Consider the following 23,926-nt stretch of genomic DNA (forward strand, 5'->3'; position numbering starts at 1 on the left):
CCATTTCTAAAAAAGCCATTTCAAAGCCATTAGGACTTACGCAGTTGGACAATTTCTCGCGGGCTGCGCCCGCGAGAAATTGTCCAAAACCCGAAAAGTTTAATCGCAAGTGCGTAAGTCCTAGCCATATCTAAGTAAAACTGCGTCGGTGCTTAGAGGCTCTGGGTGATCAGGCATCTTCTGGGCTGGGAGTAATGTCTAGCGGGCCGTCGGCAACGGGTTCTGGCTGGGCGATCGCCCGTCCCGTCCGCTCTCGCCAAAAGGCCAGCAGCGTGCTGGCGATAAAAATACTGGAATAAGCACCTGCTACGAATCCCACAATCAGCGCCAAGGCGAAGTATTTCAGCGTTTCTCCACCAAACAGGAAGATCGCCACCAGGCTCAAGATTGTGGTCAATGTCGTGTTGATGGAGCGGGTCAGGGTTTGGTTTACCGCCTCGTCCACGATGTCGTTGATGTGGCGACCCGGGCTTTCCTTGATGCGCTCCCGGATGCGATCGTAAATTACCACCGTATCATTCACCGAAAAGCCCACAATCGTCAGCAGCGCCACAATAAACAGGCTATCCACCTCCAGCCCTGACACCAGCCCCAGAATCGAAAACAGCCCCAGCGTCACCAGCACATCGTGCAGCAGTGCCACAATCGCAAACAGAGCATAGTCAAACTGGAACCGCAGGCTGAGGTAGACCATAATGCCCGCAAAGGCCGCCAGCAGCGCCAGCAGCCCCGATGTGAAAATCTGCCGACCGAGCGTGGGCCCCACGGTGTCAATCTGGGTTGCAGCAGGGTCAAATTTGCCCAGCTTGGCCTCCAGGGCTTGCAGGAGTTCGGTTCGCTGTTCCACATTCAGCGTCGAAGTGCGAATCAGCAGGGCATCTTGCTCGGTTCCCAATACCTGGATGCTGCTGTTTGCTAGTCCCTGTTCTGCCAGAACAGACCGCACCGTTGCTGGATCGATGGGCTGCTCACAGGTTTTCTCGCGGGCGCAGGCCAGCTCTAGCTGGAGCCGGGAGCCGCCCACAAAGTCGAGGCTAGGCCGCAGCGGCGCACCAAAGTTTTGCCAGGAGATCAACATCGCTGCTAGTCCACTGAGGATGAACGCGGCGGAGATCGCCCACCAGAGGTTGCGCTGTTTGATGACGTGCAGTTTCATGGAGTTGCCTTTGCCAGACGTGCGGCAGAAATGAACGGCAGAGCGGAGCCTTGTTTCGAGAAATGCTCAAACCTTCTCAGGTCGAAGAGGGCCGAGCCGAGGGAGAGTTGGAAACGCCGGGGCTAAAGTAGCTGGGCTTCCGCAGGCTGGGAATCGACAGCGCAGTGAGCAACAGCGTGCGGGTACAGGTCAGCGCGGTAAACATGCTGACGACCACGCCAATTGCCAGCGTTAGGGCGAAGCCTTTGACCAGGCCCACCCCCAGCCAGAACAGGGCAGCACAGGCAATTAGCGTGGTGACGTTGCTGTCCAAAATGCTGGAAAAAGCGCGATAGAAGCCAGATTCTACGGAGCGGTAGAGGGTTTTGCCAGACCGCAATTCTTCGCGGGTGCGCTCGAAGATCAGCACGTTGGCATCCACCGCCATGCCGATGCTGAGGATAAACCCGGCAATCCCCGGCAGCGTGAGCGTGACGTTGAGCAGGTTGAACAACGCCAGGGTCAGCAGCGCGTAGACGACCAAAGCAATATCAGCTAGCAGACCCGGCAGGCGGTAATACACCACCATAAAGATGAGGACGAGAATGAGGCCGGCGATCGCCGCATAGATACTCCGCTGAATGCTGTCGCGGCCGAGGGTTGCGCCGACGGTGCGGTTTTCGACAATTTCCACCGGCACAGGCAGCGCCCCACTCCGCAGTTGCAGCGCCAGTTCCCCGGCCCGCTGTGCATCAAAGCCGCCGCTGATGCTGGCGCGGCCGCCGACGATGCCCGTTTCGGCATATTTCACGTCTACGGTGGGAGCGCTGAGCAGATCGTCATCCAGGAAAATGCCCAGGCTGCGGCCTGTGCCTGCTACGGCTTTGGTCATTTCGGCAAATTTCTGGCCGCCCTCTTCGTTAAATTCCAGCCCCACTTCCCAGGCGTTGCCGCTGATGGGCTGGGCGTAGGCATTTCGCAGCATGTCGCCCGTCAGCCCCACTTTGTCGAACAAGCTGGCGATCGCCTGGTTGCTTCGCTCGATGGCGGCTCGGTTTTCGGCCAATTCTGCCGGGTCTGCGTTGTTAATTTCTAGATTCGCCTGCTGCACAAGCAAGCCTTGCAGCACTTGATATTCTGCCCGAAGCTGGGCCTCTGTGCCCTGGCGCTGTTGGCGAAAATCGAGCTGGGCCGTGTCGCCCAACACTCGCTCTGCCTGGGCCGGATCGCTCACGCCCGGAAGCTGCACCAAAAGCTGCGTGTCTCCCACGGTCTGCACCAGCGCCTCCGATACGCCCAGCCCGTTGACCCGGCGCTCCACCACTGCCCGCACGCTCTCCATCTTCTCTGGTGTGATTTCGGGGACTTCTGCCGTCGGGCTGACTTGGAGCGTCAACTGTGACCCGCCCCGCAAATCCAGACCCAAATTTAGGGGTCGCTGGGTCAGCAAAACCGCCGCGGCGATCGCCAACAGTAAAATCAACGCCAGGAGAGAACGCTGTCTGCCCATGCTTTGTAGCTCATACGACAATCGCTATGATAGCCGGATTTGGGGAGTGTTGGGGCGTTAGCGCCTTGGGGTGGAACTGTGGAAATCAAGGATCATGCTGTCCCGTCATTCCCTCTGCCCTTCCAAACGCGATCCACTTGCCGATCTGCCCGCACCTCCACCACCCAATCCACTTGCTCAGAATCCCGCAGCAGCGGCGGGTAAAACAGCGCGGGATGGAGCGATCGCCAGAAATATTCCACAAACTGGTCGATTTCGGCATCGCTCATGCCGGGGCGGCCAGCGGCGGCCATGCGGTGTTCGGCTTGCTTTCGCCACTGCTGGCTGAGGCGATAATCATCGGGGCGCAGCACGATCAGCCCATCCAGCAGGCTCCACAGGGGCAGATAGTCTGCCAAACGAGTGTTGCAGTCGCGGGCAAAGGCTCGGTCCGCGGCGGTGAGAATGGGCGGCGGCGCGTCGTCGAAGGCGGCTGGGTCGATGGGTCGCAGCCCGACAAACCAGCCTTCAAACAGCACCAGGTCTGCACCGGAAACTGGCTCTGGCGCGGTGCGATCGCCCTGGCCCTGGTGCAGCGATTTGTCGAACCGGGGCAGCAGCACGGGACTTTTGCCCTGTCGCAGGGCTTGGAGCGTCTGAATTCCCAGATCTACATCGTGAGTGCCGGGGGGGCCGCGCCAGCACAATCGCGGATCGGCCTGCTGCAACTGCTGGCGATCGCCCCAGGTTTTGTACAAGTCATCAATCGATAAACAAACAACCCGCAGCCCGTCCGCCGCCAAAATGCCCTGTAGCAGCCGCGCCAAGGTCGATTTGCCCGTGCCCTGCCCGCCCAAGATGCCCTGAATCAGAGGGCGCGAGTGCAATCGCCAGCGCTGCCTGAGCCATTCTGCCAGCGGTAGCCACAGACCCCACAGCAGATCGAGGGGCACTGCGTCCCAGCCGAGTTCATCCTGGCACAGGGGGGCGATCGCCCGATACGCCTGTCGAAAGTGTTCGGCTTGGGCAATCATCCAGTCGTCTAGCTGGGCTTCGGCAAGCCCAAACTGCTCAGGTTGCCAGCCCCGTGCCAGCCAATCTGCCCTCAGCAGCGAAACTGCTAACGAAACGGCTGCGGACGAATCGGAACCCTGCCCAGAAAACGGTTCGTCAGCGAGTTGCGCCAGGAGGGTCTGGAGTGGAGCGTTTTGAGTTGCCACAAGTTGCTGTAAGTTGCCACAATGCGTCTTGCCAAACCTCTTGCCGAACCGCTTGCCGAACCGCTTGCCGAACTTTTGCTGCGCCTCAGCTTCCCAGCTTGAAGGCTTCCAAAAACAGTCCGTAGGTCAGCCCCATTTTCATGGCGTTTAGCATCTCTGACACGATGGACGGGCGCGGACGGCCGTTGACAAGCTGCGATCGCCGCTGCCAGTACACAAAGCGACTAATCGTCTCCGTCATCACCACCATCAGGGCTGACACCAAAATGTCCCACTCTGAAGTCGCTCCGGCTGTGGTGGCCACCGCCCCCGCCAGAAAATTTCCCAGCAGCAAACTCATCACCACCAGCGAAATCCGCCGCCAGGGATTGAGCAGCCATTGGTCAAACTGGCCCAGCGTACCGTTGAGGAGGCGAGTCAGGCGAGTGTCCTGCATTTCTGGAGATTGGGGATTAGGAGTTGGGGATTAAGGCACGATGTGCAACTTTCAATCTGCCCTCATCCCCCGACCCCTTCTCCCAGGTCAGGAGAAGGGGAGCAAGAGAGGCTTGAAGTCCCTCTCCCGCTCTGGGAGAGGGATTTAGGGTGAGGGAGATCGGCAAAATTGCACATTGCGTGGATTAAGGCAGCTCGACAGAGGTGGGTTTGGCGACGTGGGGCAGGCCCCAGCCCAGTTTCTCGCGGAGGACGTGGAAAAATTCCGGTGGCTTTAGCCGCACAAACTTGGCAGGATAGGGCGATCGCTGCACGCGCACCCGGTCTTCAGGACACACATAGCAGCCTGCGTTGCCGTCCACGACCATCACCAGGCGATCAGGATTGGCTGCGTAGATTGTAACGGGTTCTGTGGCGGAAAAAACCAGGGCGCGAGAGGCCAGCGAATGCGGGCAGATCGGCACCAACTGCATCACGGCTACGTCGGGCGTGATCACCGGGCCGCCTGCCGACAGCGCGTAGGCGGTGGACCCCGTGGGGGTAGAGAGAATAATGCCGTCGGCGGCGATATCGACGGGCGCATGGCGGCCCACTTCCACCTCGAAGTGACACATGCTGGTCAGCGGCTCCCGATGCAGCACCATCTCGTTCAGGCAGAGCGCCTCCCAGGCCAGCACGTCCTTTTGAAACAACTGAACCGTCAGCATCAGGCGCTCTTCGATATCGTAATCCTGCGCCAAAATCGCCTCAATTGCCTGAGGAAGCTGGTTCAAATAGGTTTCGGTCAAGAAGCCCATGTGCCCCGTGTTGATGGCCAGCAGCGGGATGCCGTGGGGAGCCACCTGCCGAAACGCCGCCAGCACGGTTCCATCTCCGCCCAGCACCACCGCCAGCGCCATGTCTTCGTCAAACCCGGTGGGGGCGAGACTGGCGATCGGCGTATGGCACATGGGCCGGTTCGGCTTGGAATATCCCAGGATGCCGCCCATTCCGGTTGCCAGGTATACCTCCCAGCCATAGCCTGCAATTTTCTCGTTCAGTTCTTCCGCAATGCGGCAGGCCACAGGTTTGATGTCGTTGTAGATAATCCCGATTTTGGGCACACTCAGCGTCCGGTTCTGGTGGTTGGGCAGTCGTCGAGGGAAAGGGGCGCACGAGGGTCGAGTCGGCGAATTTGGCGATCGCCCTCCAGACTGGCTCCGCAGCAGCGATGCAGCTTGAACTCCGGCAACACGCCTTTGCAAGAGCGACCAAGAGCGACCAAAAGAGAGCTAGCCAAGACAGAGCAACGCTCCAGGCTGACCCATCATTCCCTTACTATTTAGATTATGTCCAACCGTAGAAGTTTGCACGTTGCTGCTCAAGAGTTGGCAGGGGATGGGGCGATCGCCCCCCAGTACAGATTGATAATCCCAGCTAATGACCCCATGCGGGTTCTCTAATCTCCCCAATTCTGCTTTGAGTTGCGACTTTTGTGAATACTTGTTACAAGTGAGGTGGCTTCGTTACAAATTCGTTACAAGAATTGTCCGATCCGCTGCGGATGCCTCCCACTCCTCTACTGCTGGATACCCTTTTAACAAAGCCTATGTTTGGCGGTTTTACTGGTTTCACACGCCCACTCAATACTGACATGGGTGAGCAGGTGCTGAATGCGGTTGCAAACCAGTCCATCCGCCACCTGTTCACGAGCAGCGAAGCCATCGACGTGCAGATCCGCTGCTTTCCCTCCAGCAAGCTGTTGCAGGGCAGCATCGACAGCTTCAAGATGCAGGGCCGTAACCTGGTGATTCGGCGCGATTTCCACGTCGAAGAAATGTCGTTTACCACGGATGCAGTGTCGATTGACCCGGCCTCGGCGCTAAGCGGGCAACTCCGCCTTAAGCAGCCGACGCAGGCCGTGGCGCAGGTAATCCTCACAGAAGAGGGGATTAACAAGGCTTTTGATGCTGATTTGGTGCGCCAGCATTTGGTGAATGTCGAGATGGAGGCGCTGACGAATCTGTCGGGCGGCGAACCCGTATCTTTTCGGGATGTCCACATTACCCTGATGCCCGAAAACCAGGTGCATATTGGGGCAAAGGTAGATTTGCCAAACCGGAAGGATCTGCCGATTAGCCTGCGGTCTATGATCGCCGTTGAAAAGCGCCGACAGATCCGCTTTCAGAATGCGGAGTTTGATCCAGAGGGCGTGCCAGACGAAGGGCGATCGCTCTCTAAAATCGTCAGCCTCGCCTTTGCTGAAGTGCTAGACGGCATGGTAGATTTAGATCGGTTTGATCTAGACGGCGTGATGGTGCGGATCAATCGTCTGGAAACCCACGGCAAAAAACTGGTGTTTACCGGGTATGCTCAAATAGATCACTTTCCCGGCTCTCGGTAAAGTCGCCTTTTTTGCCCCGTTTCATGTCAATTCCTAACCTACTTGCCACAGGCGGCCTGGTGATGGTGCCGCTGCTGGGGCTATCGATCTTGGCGATGGCGCTAGTGCTAGAGCGACTGGTGTTCTGGTGGCAGTTGACCCGCCAGCAAGATCGCGTCATCCAAGACACGCTGGCCCTCTATCGTCGCAGCCCCCGCGCCGCGTTTCAAAAGCTAGAGCAGCACGCCAACCTGCCCATGGCCCGCATTTTCCTGGCGGCGCTGGAGCTAGAGCAGGCCACGCCGGACGAGTTTCGGCTGGCGCTAGAGAGCGCGGCCCAGGCAGAGCTACCCTTGCTGCGACGGTTCAACACGGTCTTCGACACGGTGATCAGCGTTGCGCCGCTGCTGGGGCTATTGGGCACGATTCTGGGGTTGATCCAGTCCTTTAGCTCGCTGCGGCTGGGCGACCTCGGCGGTACGCAGACTTCAGGGGTGACGGCGGGCATCAGCGAGGCGCTCATCTCTACCGCCGCTGGGCTGATTGTGGCGATTATCACGCTGCTGTTTGCCAACACGTTTCGCGGCCTATATCAGCGGCAGGTAGCGCTGATTCAGGAATACGGCGGCCAGTTGGAACTGCTGCACCGCCGCCGTCAGGAATATCGGAGTCCCCCCTATGCGCCTACCCAGTGAGCCAGATCCGCCGCCGTCGATCAACATTGTGCCGATGATCGACGTGATTTTTGCGATTCTCACCTTCTTTGTCCTGTCTACGCTGTTTCTGACGCGCTCCGAGGGGTTGCCTGTGAACCTGCCAGGGGCGGCGACGGCAGATCTCCAACCCCAGGAGCAAACCGTCGTCACCATTGACGCTAGCGGAAACCTGTCGCTAAACCGACAGCCGATTACGCTAGACGCGCTGGATGCGGCGGTGCGCCAGCGGACGGACGGGGGCAATTCGCCGCTGGTGGTGATCAATGCCGACAAGGCTGTGCCCCACGGTCAGGTGGTGGCGGTGATGGATCGGCTGCGGGCGATTCCGAATGTGCGGTTGGCGATCGCCACGGAACGACCCTAGCAATTTTGGATTTTTGGATTTTGAATTTTTGGATTTTGAATTTTGGATTTCAGGCTTTGGAGGCGAGGAACTCATCGTAGGCGGCGTAAACGCCTTGGACGTTGTACCAGTTGAGAAAGACGCGGGCGATTTCGAGCGCAAGCTGCGGTTTGCCCCGATCAATTAGCCATTGCAGCAGGGGCGCAAGGGTGCGCTCGTTGAGCCGGCCGCCGAGAGACAGCACGCCCCACAGAACACGGTGCAGCCAGGTCATCTGGATCATCAGGCGCACGTCCCAAGTGGGGTGCTTTTGGTAGAACAACACGCCCATGCGGCCGCGCTGAATTTCTTTGTCAATTAGGTTGGGAATTTGGCTGAGGGCGAAGGGCGGATGCCAGTGATAGCCGACGGCCGCCGGACATTTCACGAGGGTCAGCCCCAGGTTTTTTAGGCGAACGCCCAGTTCCAGGTCTTCCCAGCCGTAGAGCTGAAAGCGCGTGTCAAACAGCCCCGCTTGCTCTAGCCAGTGACGGGCGATCGCCACGTTTCCAGTCGCAAAGTAGGCCGCCGAAAAATCCGTCACCTTGAAGGGTTCAGCGGTTGGGTCGTCGAAATTGCAGGTGTTGATCACGCGGCCGTAGGTAAAGAGGCGATCGCTCCCCAGCCGCTTTGTGCCTTCCAGCAGCGCCGCCGCGTGGGCCTGCAAGAAGACCTCCGTCACCACCAGATCGCTGTCGATAAAGATAATCGTGTCGCCCGTTGCTTTTTCCACACCCAGATTACGAGCCGCGGCCGGCCCCTGGTGATCTTGCAGAAACAGGCGGACGTGTGGCAGTGCCGCGGCGTTTGCCCGGAGCCAGCCGACGGTTTCATCCGTCGAGCCGTCGTCTACGACAACGACTTCATAGCCTTCGATGGGGCTATTGGGGGGAATGACCTGCTGTTCGAGCGATCGCAGGCATTTTTCCAGAATCGGCTTGCGGTTGTAAGTCGGAATAACAACGCTAAAGAACACGCTTTCCCTCGGACAAGTTCTGAATCAGGCGGTGCGATTTCGGCGCAATCTCCATTCTCCGATTTTGGATTTGCAATTGGATTTGCGATTTTGGATTGCCAGTCGAGCTTTTGCTAGGCTTCCAGCAATTTCCTTCGCAGCGCCACCTGGGAGAATTGGACACCAGCCCCAGCAGCCCACGGCCGCCAGCACGTCATTCTGAGCTTAGCGCAGCCGCCAGGCGACCTGTCCCACATGGAGGACGCTTATTCCTGAATTCGCACACCGACCACAGGCGCATTGAACCGGAAGGTTTGTCCCTCCAGTTCCAGCGGCGTGCCCACTTTCACCTTGTTGTTGCCCAGCACTGGGCCATCGTCCGTCATTTGGGCATCTCCGGCCAGCGTAATCATCATGTCCAGGGTGAAGTCCAACTCTGGGCGCGGATCGGGCAGCGAAATCACCGTGCCATCGGGCTGGGGAACCGCCACCGAGCGGGGAAGCTGCTTTACGCCCACCACGTCCAGTTCGCCATAGGGCTGGTTTCGGATGATCACATTGACCTTTTTGCTCTCTTGCAAGGATTGCACCAGCGCCGCCGGATCGCTGACCGTTAGCCCACGCACAATGGTATCCACCTGCACGGGCTTGGTCTGTACGCCAAGCTGCGCCACCGAGGAACCCGAAGTTCCTGGCACTAGAAAAACTGCCACTGCCACCAGCAGCATCACCAGCGCCGCGCCCAAATCGAGGATATTGACCTTGCCAAACAACCGTCCCTTTGAGTCCAGAATAGCCATGTCTGAAGCGTTCTAGCCGACGCAATACCAGGTTTAACCAAATTCCTGCACCACTGCAAATGCAGCGGACTCTGAAAGAGTAGCACGACGGGATGACGGTGGTGCAGTCCGTCCATTGGAGGGGGAAAATATTTAGGCAGTGGAGGGACTTAAGACCTTTTTGGATGATTTGCGAGCATCAACCCGCTACAAGTATTCTGCCTGTCTTTCGACAGTTGGGAGCATCTGCTCACCTTTATGCTGCACGGTCTGGAGCTACACATCTCGCCCAGCACCACTCGCCCAGTGCCAACTGAGCCGCCATACTGAGCGTTGCTGCTACTGACGCAGGACAATTGACGGGGGCGATCGCATCCAGTACAATCGTCCATCAAGCTGCGATTCGATTCCTATCAGTGCAGCTTGCCTTTCCCCCGAAATTTTGGTCGTTTAGTCACCTACGGTGTCGGTAGATGCGGCAAACATCTACCAACACCTGACCCCTCGACAGGTAACGGCTGTCTCAGGGCTGCGTCCATTGTAGGCCGCCCTGTCCCAGCGCTTCACGTCCGTGGGCGGCCAACATTTCGGGGTTTCCTACCCCATCGTTTCCAGGAGGAAACCCCAAATGCTGACAATTCAATACACTTGGTCGTCCCCAATCTCGGAGGCGACCCAGTTTTCGCTGCCCCCGCTCACCTGCGAACTGCCCCACCGTCGTCGCCTGCGCCACTGCATCATCGGCCTCCCCGAAGATGCACAGATGGCGATTGACCGTCTGCATCTGCTCCGCTACGCCGAACGCTTTGAGTGGACGAACGCCCTGGATTTCCCACCCCACGGCATCGTCCTCGACGGTCGCCCCGGCGAAGTGCTGCGCTATCTCCACCGCGACATCCGCAGCAACCCTGGCGCAACCGAGTAAGAACAGATAAGAGCGATTTTGGGTTTTGGATTTTAGCAGGGCATCCCCTCAATCCAAAATCCAAAATCCCCCATTCCCAAATCCCCACTCCAAAATCCACAACCTCGCATCTCTACACCATAGGATTGGGCGTTTGAGCGGTAAATATGCCAAAACTGGAGTGTACGCTCTCATCGTTGCCGGAATCCGCCTATGCCGACCCCCAATCAAACTCCTGAACAACAGGCCCGCGATCAGATTGATGACCGGCTTCGGCAGGCGGGGTGGGTGGTGCAGAGCAAAAACCAGATCAACCTGAATGCGGCCTTGGGGGTGGCAATTCGGGAATACCCCACTGATGTTGGCCCCGCGGACTATGTGCTGTTTGTCGATCGCCAAGCCGTGGGCATTATCGAGGCCAAACGGGAGGAGGAAGGGCATCGGCTAACCGTAGCGGAAGATCAAACCCAGGGCTATGCCACAGCCCAACTCAAACACATTAACCATGCACCTCTCCCCTTTACCTACGAAAGCACCGGAGTATTGACACGGTTTACCGATCACCGCGATCCAAAGCCGCGATCGCGCCCGGTTTTTTCCTTTCACCGCCCCGAAACCCTGCAACACTGGCTGAAAGCCGAGAAATCCCTGCGGGCACGGTTGCTCGATCTGCCTGCCCTGGCGACCACCGGCTTGCGGGACTGTCAGATCCGGGCGATTCAAAACCTGGAGCGATCCTTCAAAGACAATCGGCCCCGCGCCCTGATTCAGATGGCGACGGGTTCCGGGAAAACCTTTACCGCGATTACTGCGGTGTATCGGTTGCTCAAGTTTGCCAAGGCGGAACGGGTGCTGTTTCTGGTGGATACCAAAAACCTGGGCGAGCAGGCCGAGCAAGAGTTCATGGCCTTTACCCCGGCAGACGATAATCGCCAGTTCACCGAACTGTATAACGTGCAGCGGCTGAAATCGCGCTATGTGGCTACCGATAGCCAGGTGTGTATTTCCACCATCCAGCGGCTCTACTCGATCTTGAAAGGCGAGGAACTGGATGAAACGGCAGAGGAAGTGAACCCGAATGAACGGGTGCAGCCCAGGGCACCGCTGCCCGTGGTCTATAATCCCCAACTCCCGATCGAGTTTTTCGATTTCATCATCATCGATGAGTGTCATCGCTCGATTTACAACCTGTGGCGGCAGGTGTTGGACTACTTTGATAGCTTTCTGATCGGCCTGACCGCCACCCCCGACCAGCGCACGTTTGGCTTTTTTAACGAGAATGTGGTGAGTGAGTACACCCATGAAGAGGCCGTCACGGATGGGGTGAATGTGGGCTTTGATGTTTACACCATCGAAACCGAAATTACCCAGCAGGGCAGTCGCCTGGTGGCGAAGGAATTTGTGGACAAGCGGGACAAGCTGACCCGTCAGCGCCGTTGGGAGCAGCTTGATGAGGATGTGGTCTATTCCGGCAAGCAACTGGATCGGGATGTGGTCAATCCCAGCCAGATTCGCAATGTGATTCGCACCTTTCGGGAGCAATGGCCAGACATTTTCCCCAATCGGCAGGAAGTGCCCAAGACCCTGATCTTTGCCAAGACCGACAGCCACGCCGATGACATTATCCAGATCGTGCGGGAGGAGTTTGGGGAGGAGAACGCCTTTTGCAAGAAGGTGACCTACCAATCCCAGGAAGACCCTAAGTCGGTGCTGGCCCAATTTCGCAATGACTATTACCCCCGCATTGCCGTCACGGTGGATATGATTGCCACGGGCACGGATGTCAAACCGTTGGAGTGTCTGCTGTTCATGCGGGATGTCAAGTCACGCAACTATTTTGAGCAGATGAAGGGACGCGGCACCCGCACCCTCGGCGAAGATGACCTGAAGAAGGTCAGCCCCTCGGTGCGGTCTCGCAAGACCCATTTTGTGATTGTCGATGCGGTTGGGGTAACCCAATCCCTTAAGACCGATAGCCGTCCGCTGGAGCGCAAGCCGGGAATACCCCTCAAAGACCTGATGATGGCGGTGATGATGGGTGCCCAGGATGAGGATGCCTTTACCTCCCTCGCAGGCCGTCTGTCGCGTCTGGAGCAGCAGATGACCCCCCAGGAACAGGAGCGGCTGGCGGCACTCACCGGCGGCTTGAGGGCTGGACAGATGGCGAAAGCGCTGCTCCATGCCTACGACCCGGATGCGATCGCCGACCAAGCCCGCCTAGATCGCGGTCTACCGGCGACAGCCGAGCCACCCCCAGAGGCGCTGCAAACTGCCCGGCAAGCCCTGATGCGGGCGGCGGCCAGTGCCTTTACCGGCGAGGTGATTGAGTTTATCGACAATGTGCGGCGGGTGCATGAGCAGATTATTGATACGGTCAACCTCGATCGCGTCACCTTTGCCGGATGGGATGTCCAGGCCAAGGAGCGGGCGCTGCATCTGATCGAGGAGTTTACCGCCTTTATGGAGCAGCACAGGGATCAGATCACGGCGCTGCGGATCTACTACAACCAGCCCTACCAACGGCGTAACTTGACGTTTCAGATGGTGCGGCAGGTCTTAGATATTCTCAAGGCCGAAAAGCCGATGCTGGCTCCCCTGGCGGTGTGGCAAGCCTATGAGCAGGTGGAGGGCAAGCGGGCAGGCACTCCCATCAGTGACCTGACGGCGCTGGTGGCCCTGATTCGCAGGGTGGTGGGGCTGGATCGGGAATTGACGCTGTATGAGCAAACGGTAAATCGCAATTTTCAGCAGTGGGTGTTTCAGAAGCAGGCGGGGGCGGCCCCCAAGTTTAGCGAAGCCCAAATGGAGTGGCTGCGGATGATTAAGGATCATATGATCAGCAGTCTGCACATTGAGCGAGACGATCTGGACTATGCGCCGTTTGATGCCCAGGGCGGTTTGGCGAGGATGTATCAGCTTTTTGGCGAGGAGATGGATGGGATTATCGAGGAGATAAATGAGGCATTGGCAGCATGATGAGTACAGCAGATCAAATCTATGAATTGGTGAAAGCTATGCCTGAGCAAGAATCTCGGCTGGTTCTGGTATTTGCCAAGTTTGTGATTAACCAACTTAACTCAGAACGGCAGCCAGTCTCCGGTCTACTGAGTGATTATCTGGGTATCTTGAAAGACTCTCCCAATTTCAATGAAGACCCAGTTGAGTTACAAAGAGCCATGAGAAATGAATGGAGTTAAGCTTTTACTCGACACAAATTTCATCATCGGTTTGGTCAAGGGTAATGTTCAAGTCGCTAATCTGCTGCAAGACCGATCCATTAACCTGGAACAATGTGCTTACAGTTTCATCACTCGAATTGAGCTTTTGAGTTATCCAACCATTACAGATGCTGAAGTTCGAGCGATCACGAGTATTCTCAATGCTATGGAGTATCTGCCGATGACTCAGACAATCGAAGACATGACTATCAAAATCCGTCGTCAATACAAGCTCAAAACCCCTGATGCCATCATTGCGGCAACGGTCAAGGTCATGAGTCTGGAACTTTTGACGCTTGATCAGCAGTTGGCAAATCGAATGATGGAAATCTTAGCAGGAACGTAGAGATGGAAGTTTTTGGGCTAGAGGATATGGGATTGTTAGTGAGAGAAATGAGGCATTGGTGGCGTGAGGGAGAAGAAAGAGGGAAGAATGCAGGGCTTTGCGGGGTGGCAGCATATTGGGAGCGGGGCAGTTGCATTGCCCTCTCCTAGGGGATCATTGCTCCTGGCGCGAAAACAGAGGTTTTGGTGCTGTGGAGAGGAAATGGATGGGATTGTTGATGATTATGAATGAGGCGTTAGCGGCATGAAGTCTGGAGCAGAGAAAGAAGAAGCTGTTCCTTGTGGATGGACAAAATGTAAGTTACCAGAGTTTTGTTACCTAGAAATGGGCCAGTCTCCACCTTCAGATACCTATAATTCTGATGGTATTGGCTTACCCTTCTATCAAGGTAAGAGCGAGTTTGGTGATTTATATCCGAATCCAGAAAAGTATTGTTCCGCACCCAATAAAATTGCAAAGAAAGGTGACATCTTACTTTCGATCAGAGCTCCGGTAGGGCCAACTAACTTGAGTCCTCATGAGGCATGTATAGGAAGAGGTTTGGCTGCTATCAGACCTCCAGATTCAGTACAGTCTAAGTTCCTTCTTTTTCTCTTTAGAAGTCTTGAGAAGCGAATTGAAGGAGAAGGAACTGGTACAACCTTTAAAGCAATCACAAAGGATTTTCTTGTCAATCTTGAACTTAAAATCCCTCCCCTGGCGGAGCAGTATCGGATTGTGGAGAAGATTGAGGAACTGTTCTCGGATCTGGATGATGGGATTGCTTCCCTGAAAAGGGCGCAGCAGCAGCTTAAGGTCTATCGGCAGGCGGTGCTGAAGTGGGCGTTTGAGGGCAAGCTGACGGCGCAGTGGCGCGAGGAGCAGCAACGACAGGGCAAGCTAGAGTCTGCGGAAACCCTGCTGGCGCAAATCAAGGCGGAGCGTGAGCGGCGCTATCAGGCTGAACTCGCCCAGTGGCAGGCCGATGTCGCCGCTTGGGAGGCCAATGGCAAGGCAGGGAAGAAGCCCAGGAAGCCGGGGAAGCCAAAAGAACTACTACCGCTAACACCAGAAGAGACTCAGGAGCTACCTGAACTGCCCCAACAATGGCTTTTGGCAAGGCTTGGCTACCTAACTTTGGGGGTTGAATATGGCACCTCTGCCAAGTCAGACAAGGAAGGGAAGATTCCCGTGTTACGAATGGGTAATATCCAAAACTGTCGCTTTGATTGGAACGATTTAGTATTTACTAGCGATGAGGAAGAAATCGCTAAATATCGTCTCCAAAAAGGAGATGTTCTATTCAACCGTACTAATAGCCCCGAACTTGTGGGTAAGACAGCAGTTTATCAAGGTGAGAGGCCCGCTATTTTCGCAGGATACTTGATTAGAATCAACCACTTATCAAATCTTATTGATTCAAAGTATATCAATTATTTTCTTAATAGTATTTTTGCTAGGAATCATGGCAATAAAGTCAAAACAGACGGTGTCAACCAATCAAATATTAATGGTCAGAAATTGATGGACTATCCCCTTCCGTATACAGGGATTAACGAACAACTCCAAATCGTCGAAGAAATTGAATCGCGTCTCTCTATCTGCGACAGTCTGGAGGCCACCATTACCGAAAACCTGGAACGAGCGGAGGCGCTGCGCCAAAGTATTCTCAAGCGAGCGTTTGAGGGCAAGCTGGTGCCCCAAGACCCCAATGATGAACCCGCCTCGGTGCTGCTAGAGCGAATCCGCGCCTCCAAGTCCCCTCCTGGGAGGGGCTAGGGTTATATTCCCCTCCTGGGAGGGGTTAGGGGTGGGTTAGTCCTGGTGCGACTGATTGACCCACCCCGCCCTGCGGGCACCCCTCCGAGGAGGGGATGTGGGTGGAGTTGATGAAATTTTGAAGCGTGAGATATCCATCATCTGCGGGTACCCTTCCAAGGAGGAGAGGGAAGTGGGAGCGATCGCCTCGAAGCGACGATCACCGAAGACTTGCAACGAGCCGAATCCCTGCGCCAAAGCATTCTCAAGCGAGCGTTTGAGGGCAAGCTGGTGCCCCAAGACCCCAATGATGAACCCGCCTCGGTGCTACTAGAGCGAATCCACGCCTCCAAATCCCCTCCTGGGAGGGGCTAGGGGTGGGTTCCCCTCCTGGGAGGGGCTAGGGGTGGGTTCCCCTCCTGGGAGGGGCTAGGGGTGGGTTCCCCTCCTGGGAGGGGCTAGGGGTGGGTTCCCCTCCTGGGAGGGGTTAGGGGTGGGTTAGCCCTGGGCGTTGACCCACCCCGCCCTGCGGGCACCCCTCCGAGGAGGGGATTGACCCACCCCGCCCTGCGGGCACCCCTCCCTGGAGGGGATTGGCCCACCCCGCCCTGCGGGCACCCCTCCCTGGAGGGGAGTGTAAAGGAGTTGGTGATGAGTGCTGATTTTTTGCCTTATAACCCTCGCCTGAAGGAGATTGCTCGGAAGTTGCGAAAAACAATGACGCGATCGGAGGTGATTCTCTGGCAGCATCTCAAGGGCAAGCAGATGAATGGCTACGACTTCGATCGGCAACGTCCTATCGATGAGTACATTGTTGACTTCTACTGCAAAAAGCTGAAGCTGGCGATCGAAATTGATGGCTCATCCCACGATAGCGAAGAAGCTCAAGAGCAAGACCGCTACCGTCAGCAGAGGCTTGAAGCCTTGGGAGTTCGATTCTTGCGTTTTCGAGATGAAGAGGTGCGTCAGAATGTTGAGGCAGTCCTTGAGGCGATCGCAGCCTGGACGAGAGACAACGCCCCCAAATCCCCTCCCAGGAGGGGTTAGGGGTGGGTTCCCCTCCCAGGAGGGGTTAGGGGTGGGTTCCCCTCCCAGGAGGGGTTAGGGGTGGGTTCCCCTCCCAGGAGGGGTTAGGGGTGGGTTAGCCCTGGCGCGACTGATTAACCCACCCCGCCCTACGGGCACCCCTCCAAGGAGGGGATGCTAAGGGAACCCTTCTTGGTACTAGACTGGTACCGCGAGCTTATCGGTTAGGAGCAACTGTTAAACTTGACCCAGAAATATGAGGAGGGCGATCGCTATGACTTCTATTACCATTGAGCTTTCAGACAGCCAATTTCAATAAGCCCAACCCATCCATTAGAGTTACCCAAAATACTGATGAACACCGCCCCCATTATTTCTAAGGTCTGGAGTTTCTGTGATGTCCTGCGGGATGATGGGGTGGGCTATGGCGACTACCTGGAGCAGTTAACCTATCTGCTGTTTCTCAAAATGGCGGATGAATACAGCAAGCCGCCCTACAACCGCCAGACTGGGATTCCCGCTGGGTACGACTGGGAAAGTTTACGCTCTTTGCGCGGGGCCGAACTAGAAACCCATTACCTAGAAACCCTACGCACCCTGGGCCAGCAACCGGGAATGCTCGGTCAAATCTTTACCAAAGCCCAAAATAAGATTCAAGACCCGGCCAAACTTTACAAGCTGATCGACCTGATCGATAAAGAAAGCTGGGTGGTGATGGGAGCCGATGTCAAAGGTGACATCTACGAAGGACTGCTAGAGAAAAACGCCGAAGATACCAAAAGCGGCGCGGGTCAGTACTTCACCCCCCGGGCGCTAATCTGGGCAATGGTGGAATGCCTCCGACCAGAGCCGAACCGCACGATCGCTGACCCCGCCTGTGGTACAGGGGGCTTTTTTCTGGCTGCCTACGATTTCTTGGTAAAAAATTACCCGCTCGATCGCGAGCAAAAAGAATTCCTCAAATTTCACACCTTCCGGGGCAACGAAATCGTTGCCAACACCCGCCGTCTGGCACTGATGAATCTATTCCTTCACAACATCGGCGACATCAGCAGCGACAGTATGATTTCTGCCCAGGATGCGCTGATTGCCGACACAGGAGATCGCTTCGATTATGTCCTTGCTAATCCTCCCTTCGGCAAGAAAAGTAGCATGACCTTTACCAATGCAGCCGGTGAACAAGAAGAGGAGGATCTCACCTATAACCGCCAGGATTTCTGGGCGACGACTTCCAACAAACAGTTGAATTTCGTTCAGCATATCCGTACCATCCTCAAGACCACGGGCAAAGCGGCGATCGTCGTGCCCGATAACGTCCTATTTGAAGGGGGCGCTGGTGAAAAGGTTAGGCAAAAACTGCTGACCAACACTGATTTTCACACCATCCTGCGGCTGCCCACTGGCGTATTTTACAAGCAAGGGGTAAAGGCCAATGTGATCTTCTTCGACAACAAGCCCGCCGCTAAAGATCCCTGGACTAAAGAAGTCTAGTACTACGACTTCCGCACCAACACCCACTTCACTCTGAAAAAGAACCCAATGGGGCGAGAAGATCTCAAAGACTTTATCCAGTGCTACAACCCGCAAAACCGCTATGATCGCCAAGAAACCTGGTCAGAATCAAATCCTGAAGGGCGCTGGCGCAAGTTTACCTACGAGGAACTCATGGCCCGCGATAAAACCAGCCTGGATATTTTCTGGCTCAGGGATAAAAGCCTCACCGATTTGGATAATCTCGCCGATCCCGATGTGCTGGCCTTGGAAATTGTGGAAAACCTGGAGGCCGGACTAGAGAGCTTTCGGGCGATCGCCGGTGGGCTGCAAGCAGAGTGAAAACCATTCGAGTCCACTATTCGAGGCTGTTACTAGCCGCCTAACATAGTCCATCCTAATTTTGTCCAACGAAGTTGATTCTTGTTAGGAGGAAAGTTACGAATGAAGCTGCGAAGGCTGCGGTTGCAGCAGGTGCTGGCGCAGCAGCAGGATATGGTGTCGTTGCTACGACTGGAATGACCGCGGCTGGTATGGTTGGCAGGTTTTGGTGCAGCAGCAGGTCCTGTTGGTGTGGCAGTTGGTGCCTTAGCAGGACTTGCGGCCTATGGAATCTATCGAGTCGTTAAAGGCTAAATACGTTCATCGTGTTTTTCTACTGAATCTTGCCCTATCCAGAGTCTATTGGGTAGGGCAACCTCATGTCAGACTAAAATGAGTATGGATGCTTAGAGGAAAACCGATGCTTCAATCGACAGAACATTGTTACATTGTCAGAAACAGCGAAATTCTAAGCGGTGAGCCTATTATCAGAGGGACAAGGACTCCGGTTCGTGCGATCGTGGAAATGTGGCGTATTGGGGTTTCGCCTGAAGAGATTCCTCAGCGTTTGCCGCATCTTGTTCTGGCACAAGTTTTTGATGCTCTTAGCTATTACCTAGATCATCAGGCAGAAATCAATGGATATATTGAACGTAATCGAATTCCTGATGAGTTAATTGATCCGCGAGTTCGGAAAGCATGACTGACATTTTTATTCATGTTTATTTAGATGAAGATGTTGAGATGCTTGTAGCAACTCTTCTACGCTCTCGTGGGTTCGAGGCAACAACAGCACATCAAGCAGGACAACTTGGCAAAACTGATGCTGAGCAGTTGGAGTATGCTGTGAGTCAGAGAGCAGCTATCCTCACTCATAACCGAACTGATTTCGAAGATTTAGCGCAAGAATACTTCGAGCAGGACAAGCTGCACTATGGAATCATTATTGCCGTCAGAAATCCATATCAAGAAATTGTGCAAAGGTTGCTTACAATTTTGAATAGTACAACAGCCGATGAAATGGAAAATCAAGTTCTTTACGTCTGAGTCCTCCAGAGATTGTTCAGATAGATGAGGGCTAACATAGTCCCTGAGGGAGACAGAGTCAACAGGTACCGTTGAAGAAACAGTAAGTCTAATTGAAGCCGCGACTCTAAACGCAGCAGACCGTAGGCCAGCCTCAAGCCGACTCCATTGAATTCATGACTGGAATCCCAAAGCGTTCCGTTTATTGAACTCTTACGTGCCTTTTAGCGTGACTTTTACGTGTCTTTTAGCGTGACTTCGCCCATAGCATTACAACCCTCATCCGCTGCACTAGCCGTCATTTCAATCGGGCTTTGAGCGAGCAGCCCCACCAGCATACGACGGGATTCGCTCCACTGCCGCAACGCTCGCAGTTCACAAGATGCGGGTTGCCACGGGGGAATCTTGTCAGGGTGCTTGAGCAGCAGATCAAGCAAAATCGGGTAGCGAAATGGCGGTTTTCATAGCAATCGTGTCGCAAGGGGGTGTGCGTTGACGGTCATACCCTGGTTATACCAAAACCGTCAGAGCAGATTCCAAGTGCCAACCATGCTTGTCCTGGCTGAGATTTAGACCGGCGGCACGGCGGGTAAGGTAGCGTCTTGATCAATGCTTCGGAGGTTGCTGGGATCAATTTCGCCCGTGGTTAAGAACCGGAAGGTTTCTTGATAAAGGCTCTGCCAAAAGCGGTTGCTCATGCCCTGGCTAACTTCGGTGGGGTCTATCATGGGGTGAGGCACGAGGTCTTCTTGCGGATATTGATAAAAGCGATGCCCCTGGCGATCGCCCCCCAGGTTTTGATAAAACTTGCGGTTCGTATCAATGTCGGCTGCGTCTTCGTTTTCCGTTAGCACCATGAAGACAGGCGTGCGGGAAATGCTGCGAACATTTTGCTGCACGTAGGCTTTGCCAAAGCGGGCATTTGCCGTTAGCGCCCCCACCGGAAACCGTAGCGCAGGGTCCCAGCCCAGTTCGCGAATATCCAGTGGCCCCGCCAGTTCCACATACTTTCGCCGCTCTTCGCCGTAGATTTCTAGCAGGGGCGCATAGGCAACCACTCGCGCAATTCGGTCGGGTTGGTCGGCGGCCAGCGCCAGCGCCACTGCACCCCCTACGGACAGGCCCACGGTGAAGATGGGCCCCGGCAGAGAGTCCAGTTCCCGCAGGCGATCGCGGGCATCGGTAAGATAGTGCAGGTGCGATGAGATAAAATAGCGGTCAAAGTCGGGATCATTCGGGTGATCGATTGCTTTCAGAATATCCAGCAGGCGCGGCTCTATCCGCAGCAATCGAGCAATCAGCGCCATCCGCTGCAAATAGCTAGGCCGGGGCAGGTCGCCAGCCGCTTCGGGATTCGTCAGGTTGGCCAGCGATGCTTGCAGCACGGGGTCGGCGGCCACTTTTTCTTTGAGGGGAATGGCAATTTCGGGTTTGAGATCTACCTGGCACCAGTTTTTGTCGGGGTTGACGAAGGCGTGGCCGGCAAGGGTGCATTGGTAGACATTTAACCCATTACGAAACAGGTAGTCTGCCAACCGCCACATCTGGTGCGGCTTGGCGCTGAACCCATGAAACATCATCACTGTGCCGCGAATCGGCTGTCCTGCCTCGTGAAACAGGCAATAGGGATAGGCTCCCTCGCGGCGATCGGGACTCGACTCTATTTTGCGGACGTAGGCGGCGATCGCCTCTCTGGCTTGATCAATCTGGGCGGCTGTGGGGGTGGGGGCTGTTTGCATATTGGGAAAGGGCTTGAGGTATCCAACCTTCTGTGAGTCGTCGATGTGAGCCGTCGATGTGAGTCGTCGATGTGAGCCGTCGATGTGAGCCGTTGAGCCGCTCTTATTATCGTTGCCCTGCCAGTTGCAAGCAAATGGGTTGACTCTCCAAGAGGGCAGGGGGGATGTGGCTCAGAGGCTTCAGGCGAGGCCCCCATCGCGACATTCTGACTCAATCTGGGAATCCTGAAGGCAGTTCTTTTGCTTTCCCATCGGCGATGCATCTGACCGACCCTGTTTATGCGCCAGAGTGGGCGCGTGTCCGGGCAACGTTTCAGCAAGTTTGGGGCTATAAGGACTTTCGTCCCCCGCAGGACGACATCGTGCGATCGCTCTTGTTAGGGCAGGATGCGCTGGTGGTGATGCCGACGGGGGGTGGCAAGTCGATTTGCTTCCAGCTTCCGGCCCTGCTGCAAGCGGGGTTGACGCTGGTGGTGTCGCCGCTGGTGGCGCTGATGGAAAACCAAGTGCAGGAATTGCGAGACAAGCGGCTGCCCGCGGCCCTGCTGCATAGCGAACTGCCGCCCCGCCAGCGCCAGCAAACACTATGGCAATTGGAACACGGACGGCTGCGACTCTTGTATCTGTCGCCGGAGACGCTGCTGAGTGCCTCCGTGTGGAAGCTGCTGAGCCAGCCGCAAGTGCAGCTTCGCGGGCTGATTTTGGATGAGGCGCACTGTCTGGTGCAGTGGGGCGACTCGTTTCGGCCGGCCTATCGGCGGCTGGGAGCGGTGCGTCCAGCGCTACTGGCCCACAAACCCGCAGGAACGTCCCTGGCGATCGCCGCTTTTACTGCCACCGCCGACCCCTCCGCCCAGCGCACCATTCGAGAGGTGTTGGGGCTACAACAGCCGCAGGTCTTTCTGCAAAATCCCTACCGGGCAAACCTGGCGCTGTCGGTGCAAACCGTGTGGAGTCCACGCGGTCGCAGGCGATCGCTCTGGCGATTTATCCGGGCGCGGCGGGGCAAGGCTGGGCTGGTCTACGTGCGATCGCGCCGGGAGGGCGAGGAACTGGCGGACTGGCTAACCCAGGAAGGCTTTCCCACGGCGGCCTACCATGCGGGACTGGGCCCAACTCAGCGGCGACGGATTGAGCAGGCGTGGCTGGGTGGAGAAATGCCGTTTGTGGTTTGCACAAGCGCGTTCGGCATGGGCATTAACCATCCTCACATCCGCTGGGTGCTGCACTATCACGCGCCCCTGCTGCTGAGCGAGTATGTGCAGGAGGTGGGGCGGGCAGGACGCGACGGCCAACCCGCCGAGGCACTGACGCTGGTGAGCGATCGCCCCGGTTGGCTAAACCCAGACGATCGCCAGCGGCAGCAGTTTTTTACCGAAAAAGCGCGATCGCAGCACCAAACTGCCCAATCGCTGATCCGCAAGCTGCCCAAAGCAGGGCCCGTGGCCGAGGTGGCCCGCCAGTTTCCCGATGGGGCGATCGCCCTGGCCCTGCTCCACCGCAACGGTCAGTTGGTCTGGGACAATCCGTTTCACTACCGCATCTTGCCTGGCGTGACACCGCAGCCCTTCCAGGCAGACCCCGCCATCCGCCAAATGCAGGACTATCTCTATACCCGCGAGTGTCGCTGGCGGCTGCTGCTGCGGAGCTTTGGCTTTGCGAAGGAAGCAGAGGGGCTGTGCTGCCAAACGTGCGATCGCTGTCGGGCTAGCGCATCGGCAGCGTTATAAACAGAATCTTTGGCAAAGGGCATCAAACAGGGCAGGGGTCTTGCTTCAGGAGGGGAAAGCCCAGCGCCTCCCGCTGTTTTAGATAAAGCTGGGCGACCTGCCGCGCCAGCCCGCGAATTTTGAGGATATAGCGCTGCCGTTCGGTGACAGAAATCACGCCCCGCGCATCCAGCAGGTTAAACGTGTGGGAGCATTTCAGCACATAATCAAAGGCAGGCAGCACCAGTTCCTTTTCCATCAGCCGGGTGGCCTCTTGCTCAAACTGAGTAAACAGGCTGAACAGCAGATCGGGATTGGACGCTTCAAAGTTGTAGGTGGAGTTTTCGATTTCGCCCTGGAGATGCACATCGCCGTAGGTCAGCGTGTCGTTCCAGCGGATATCGAAAATTGAGTTAACCCCCTGGAGATACATGGTCAACCGCTCCAGCCCGTAGGTAATCTCGACCGACACGGGATGGCAGTCGATGCCGCCGCACTGCTGAAAGTAGGTGAACTGCGTGACTTCCATGCCGTCTAGCCACACTTCCCAGCCCACGCCCCACGCGCCGACGGCGGCATCTTCCCAGTTGTCTTCCACAAAGCGAATGTCGTGGTCTTCGGGCTGAATGCCGAGCGATCGCAGCGATTCGAGATAAACATCCAGAATGTTATTGGGCGACGGCTTGATCAGCACTTGATATTGGTAATAGTGCTGCACGCGGTTGGGGTTTTCGCCGTAGCGTCCGTCTCCTGGCCGGCGGCAGGGTTCCACATAGGCAACCGACCACGGCTCTGGCCCGATCGCCCTCAAGAACGTGTGGGGGCTTTTGGTGCCTGCGCCCTTTTCGGTGTCGTAGGGTTGCACAATCAAACAGCCGCGATCGCTCCAAAACTGATGCAGTGTGGCAATAACAGACTGAAAATTCACAAGTCCAG

At 56.2% G+C, this 23,926-nt stretch carries 22 protein-coding genes and 2 pseudogenes; 14 read left to right on the forward strand and 10 right to left on the reverse strand.

Translation table 11 applies throughout. From position 1 onward, the window contains the following. Positions 1-169 precede the first annotated feature (169 nt). The 5 genes from secF to HNI00_RS20460 form a co-directional block, all read right to left on the reverse strand. Complete coding sequence (gene secF, locus HNI00_RS20440) at positions 170-1,156, reverse strand: protein translocase subunit SecF (RefSeq protein ID WP_172354973.1); 987 nt, start codon at positions 1,154-1,156, stop codon at positions 170-172. Positions 1,157-1,232: 76 nt separating this feature from the next. Beyond that, positions 1,233-2,645 (reverse strand): protein translocase subunit SecD, encoded by a 1,413-nt coding sequence (gene secD, locus HNI00_RS20445; RefSeq protein WP_316788998.1) that lies wholly within the window; start codon positions 2,643-2,645, stop codon positions 1,233-1,235. 92 nt (positions 2,646-2,737) lie between these two features. Then, positions 2,738-3,844: a glycerate kinase gene (locus HNI00_RS20450; RefSeq protein WP_316789000.1), complete on the reverse strand. Its 1,107-nt coding sequence runs from the start codon at positions 3,842-3,844 to the stop codon at positions 2,738-2,740. 85 nt (positions 3,845-3,929) lie between these two features. Further along, positions 3,930-4,280, reverse strand: a complete 351-nt coding sequence (locus HNI00_RS20455; protein ID WP_297086916.1) for a DUF565 domain-containing protein — start codon at positions 4,278-4,280, stop codon at positions 3,930-3,932. A 184-nt stretch (positions 4,281-4,464) separates the two neighbouring features. Then, complete coding sequence (locus tag HNI00_RS20460; RefSeq protein ID WP_297078279.1) at positions 4,465-5,382, reverse strand: NAD(+) kinase; 918 nt, start codon at positions 5,380-5,382, stop codon at positions 4,465-4,467. Positions 5,383-5,912: 530 nt separating this feature from the next. Between HNI00_RS20460 and HNI00_RS20465 the strand changes: the two genes are divergently transcribed. The 3 genes from HNI00_RS20465 to HNI00_RS20475 are packed head-to-tail and all read left to right on the forward strand — an operon-like array spanning position 5,913 to position 7,721. After that, a complete protein-coding gene (locus HNI00_RS20465; protein ID WP_255548907.1) occupies positions 5,913-6,662 on the forward strand; it encodes an LmeA family phospholipid-binding protein in 750 nt (249 codons plus the stop codon). Positions 6,663-6,685: 23 nt separating this feature from the next. Then, a complete protein-coding gene (locus HNI00_RS20470; protein WP_316789005.1) occupies positions 6,686-7,336 on the forward strand; it encodes a MotA/TolQ/ExbB proton channel family protein in 651 nt (216 codons plus the stop codon). Beyond that, on the forward strand, positions 7,320-7,721 hold the full coding sequence (locus HNI00_RS20475) for an ExbD/TolR family protein (RefSeq protein WP_316789007.1): 402 nt from the start codon (positions 7,320-7,322) through the stop codon (positions 7,719-7,721). Before HNI00_RS20470 ends, HNI00_RS20475 begins: the two co-directional genes overlap by 17 nt. Positions 7,722-7,770: 49 nt before the next feature. Here HNI00_RS20475 and HNI00_RS20480 read toward each other — a convergent pair whose 3' ends face one another. Together HNI00_RS20480 and HNI00_RS20485 are read right to left on the reverse strand one after the other, a co-directional pair. Beyond that, positions 7,771-8,715 carry a glycosyltransferase family 2 protein gene (locus HNI00_RS20480; protein WP_316789009.1) on the reverse strand — a complete coding sequence of 315 codons (945 nt, stop codon included), beginning with the start codon at positions 8,713-8,715 and terminating at the stop codon, positions 7,771-7,773. Between the two features lie 245 nt (positions 8,716-8,960). Continuing rightward, positions 8,961-9,494 carry a DUF4330 domain-containing protein gene (locus HNI00_RS20485; RefSeq protein ID WP_172354959.1) on the reverse strand — a complete coding sequence of 178 codons (534 nt, stop codon included), beginning with the start codon at positions 9,492-9,494 and terminating at the stop codon, positions 8,961-8,963. Positions 9,495-10,101: 607 nt separating this feature from the next. Between HNI00_RS20485 and HNI00_RS20490 the strand changes: the two genes are divergently transcribed. The 10 genes and pseudogenes from HNI00_RS20490 (at position 10,102) to HNI00_RS20540 (ending at position 19,563) form a co-directional block, all read left to right on the forward strand. Next, entirely contained in the window at positions 10,102-10,398 is a 297-nt protein-coding gene (locus tag HNI00_RS20490; RefSeq protein WP_316789012.1) for a hypothetical protein, read from the forward strand. Between the two features lie 192 nt (positions 10,399-10,590). Further along, entirely contained in the window at positions 10,591-13,353 is a 2,763-nt protein-coding gene (locus HNI00_RS20495; protein WP_316789014.1) for a type I restriction endonuclease subunit R, read from the forward strand. Then, complete coding sequence (locus HNI00_RS20500) at positions 13,350-13,574, forward strand: DUF2281 domain-containing protein (RefSeq protein ID WP_316789015.1); 225 nt, start codon at positions 13,350-13,352, stop codon at positions 13,572-13,574. Before HNI00_RS20495 ends, HNI00_RS20500 begins: the two co-directional genes overlap by 4 nt. After that, positions 13,561-13,941, forward strand: a complete 381-nt coding sequence (locus HNI00_RS20505; protein ID WP_316789017.1) for a type II toxin-antitoxin system VapC family toxin — start codon at positions 13,561-13,563, stop codon at positions 13,939-13,941. The genes HNI00_RS20500 and HNI00_RS20505 overlap by 14 nt, the downstream gene beginning before the upstream one ends. Positions 13,942-14,184: 243 nt before the next feature. Continuing rightward, positions 14,185-15,699, forward strand: coding sequence for a restriction endonuclease subunit S (locus HNI00_RS20510; protein WP_316789019.1), 1,515 nt, complete (start codon positions 14,185-14,187; stop codon positions 15,697-15,699). Between the two features lie 180 nt (positions 15,700-15,879). Next, positions 15,880-16,032, forward strand: a pseudogene (locus HNI00_RS20515) (restriction endonuclease subunit S); the annotation flags it as partial. Between the two features lie 297 nt (positions 16,033-16,329). Continuing rightward, complete coding sequence (locus HNI00_RS20520) at positions 16,330-16,725, forward strand: endonuclease domain-containing protein (protein WP_316789023.1); 396 nt, start codon at positions 16,330-16,332, stop codon at positions 16,723-16,725. A 333-nt stretch (positions 16,726-17,058) separates the two neighbouring features. Next, positions 17,059-18,537, forward strand: a pseudogene (locus HNI00_RS20525) (class I SAM-dependent DNA methyltransferase). 400 nt (positions 18,538-18,937) lie between these two features. Continuing rightward, positions 18,938-19,219 (forward strand): DUF433 domain-containing protein, encoded by a 282-nt coding sequence (locus tag HNI00_RS20535; protein WP_316789029.1) that lies wholly within the window; start codon positions 18,938-18,940, stop codon positions 19,217-19,219. After that, a complete protein-coding gene (locus tag HNI00_RS20540) occupies positions 19,216-19,563 on the forward strand; it encodes a DUF5615 family PIN-like protein (RefSeq protein ID WP_316789031.1) in 348 nt (115 codons plus the stop codon). Before HNI00_RS20535 ends, HNI00_RS20540 begins: the two co-directional genes overlap by 4 nt. Before the next feature lie 215 nt (positions 19,564-19,778). On the opposite strand, the gene HNI00_RS20545 is transcribed toward HNI00_RS20540, so the two are convergent. Further along, a complete protein-coding gene (locus HNI00_RS20545; RefSeq protein ID WP_316789034.1) occupies positions 19,779-19,979 on the reverse strand; it encodes a hypothetical protein in 201 nt (66 codons plus the stop codon). 132 nt (positions 19,980-20,111) lie between these two features. Then, complete coding sequence (locus HNI00_RS20550) at positions 20,112-21,281, reverse strand: hypothetical protein (protein WP_316789036.1); 1,170 nt, start codon at positions 21,279-21,281, stop codon at positions 20,112-20,114. Between the two features lie 257 nt (positions 21,282-21,538). Between HNI00_RS20550 and HNI00_RS20555 the strand changes: the two genes are divergently transcribed. Beyond that, entirely contained in the window at positions 21,539-23,011 is a 1,473-nt protein-coding gene (locus HNI00_RS20555; RefSeq protein WP_316789038.1) for a RecQ family ATP-dependent DNA helicase, read from the forward strand. A gap of 22 nt (positions 23,012-23,033) precedes the next feature. Here the strand turns inward: HNI00_RS20555 and glyQ are convergent, their stop codons facing one another. Then, positions 23,034-23,918 (reverse strand): glycine--tRNA ligase subunit alpha, encoded by an 885-nt coding sequence (gene glyQ, locus HNI00_RS20560; RefSeq protein WP_205369753.1) that lies wholly within the window; start codon positions 23,916-23,918, stop codon positions 23,034-23,036. Positions 23,919-23,926 lie beyond the last annotated feature (8 nt).

It is taken from the genome of Thermoleptolyngbya oregonensis NK1-22 (assembly GCF_032705245.1).
Lineage (GTDB): Bacteria > Cyanobacteriota > Cyanobacteriia > Elainellales > Elainellaceae > Thermoleptolyngbya > Thermoleptolyngbya sichuanensis.

Coding starts and splice junctions, on each gene's coding strand:
- HNI00_RS20500 (WP_316789015.1), top strand. CDS start 13,350: ATGATGAGTACAGCAGATCAAATCTATGAATTGGTGAAAGCTATGCCT.
- HNI00_RS20470 (WP_316789005.1), top strand. CDS start 6,686: ATGTCAATTCCTAACCTACTTGCCACAGGCGGCCTGGTGATGGTGCCG.
- HNI00_RS20520 (WP_316789023.1), top strand. CDS start 16,330: ATGAGTGCTGATTTTTTGCCTTATAACCCTCGCCTGAAGGAGATTGCT.
- HNI00_RS20505 (WP_316789017.1), top strand. CDS start 13,561: ATGAATGGAGTTAAGCTTTTACTCGACACAAATTTCATCATCGGTTTG.
- HNI00_RS20555 (WP_316789038.1), top strand. CDS start 21,539: ATGCATCTGACCGACCCTGTTTATGCGCCAGAGTGGGCGCGTGTCCGG.
- HNI00_RS20540 (WP_316789031.1), top strand. CDS start 19,216: ATGACTGACATTTTTATTCATGTTTATTTAGATGAAGATGTTGAGATG.
- HNI00_RS20510 (WP_316789019.1), top strand. CDS start 14,185: ATGAAGTCTGGAGCAGAGAAAGAAGAAGCTGTTCCTTGTGGATGGACA.
- HNI00_RS20455 (WP_297086916.1), bottom strand. CDS start 4,280: ATGCAGGACACTCGCCTGACTCGCCTCCTCAACGGTACGCTGGGCCAG.
- secD (WP_316788998.1), bottom strand. CDS start 2,645: ATGGGCAGACAGCGTTCTCTCCTGGCGTTGATTTTACTGTTGGCGATC.
- HNI00_RS20490 (WP_316789012.1), top strand. CDS start 10,102: ATGCTGACAATTCAATACACTTGGTCGTCCCCAATCTCGGAGGCGACC.
- HNI00_RS20475 (WP_316789007.1), top strand. CDS start 7,320: ATGCGCCTACCCAGTGAGCCAGATCCGCCGCCGTCGATCAACATTGTG.
- HNI00_RS20535 (WP_316789029.1), top strand. CDS start 18,938: ATGCTTCAATCGACAGAACATTGTTACATTGTCAGAAACAGCGAAATT.
- secF (WP_172354973.1), bottom strand. CDS start 1,156: ATGAAACTGCACGTCATCAAACAGCGCAACCTCTGGTGGGCGATCTCC.
- HNI00_RS20465 (WP_255548907.1), top strand. CDS start 5,913: ATGGGTGAGCAGGTGCTGAATGCGGTTGCAAACCAGTCCATCCGCCAC.
- HNI00_RS20495 (WP_316789014.1), top strand. CDS start 10,591: ATGCCGACCCCCAATCAAACTCCTGAACAACAGGCCCGCGATCAGATT.
- HNI00_RS20550 (WP_316789036.1), bottom strand. CDS start 21,281: ATGCAAACAGCCCCCACCCCCACAGCCGCCCAGATTGATCAAGCCAGA.
- HNI00_RS20485 (WP_172354959.1), bottom strand. CDS start 9,494: ATGGCTATTCTGGACTCAAAGGGACGGTTGTTTGGCAAGGTCAATATC.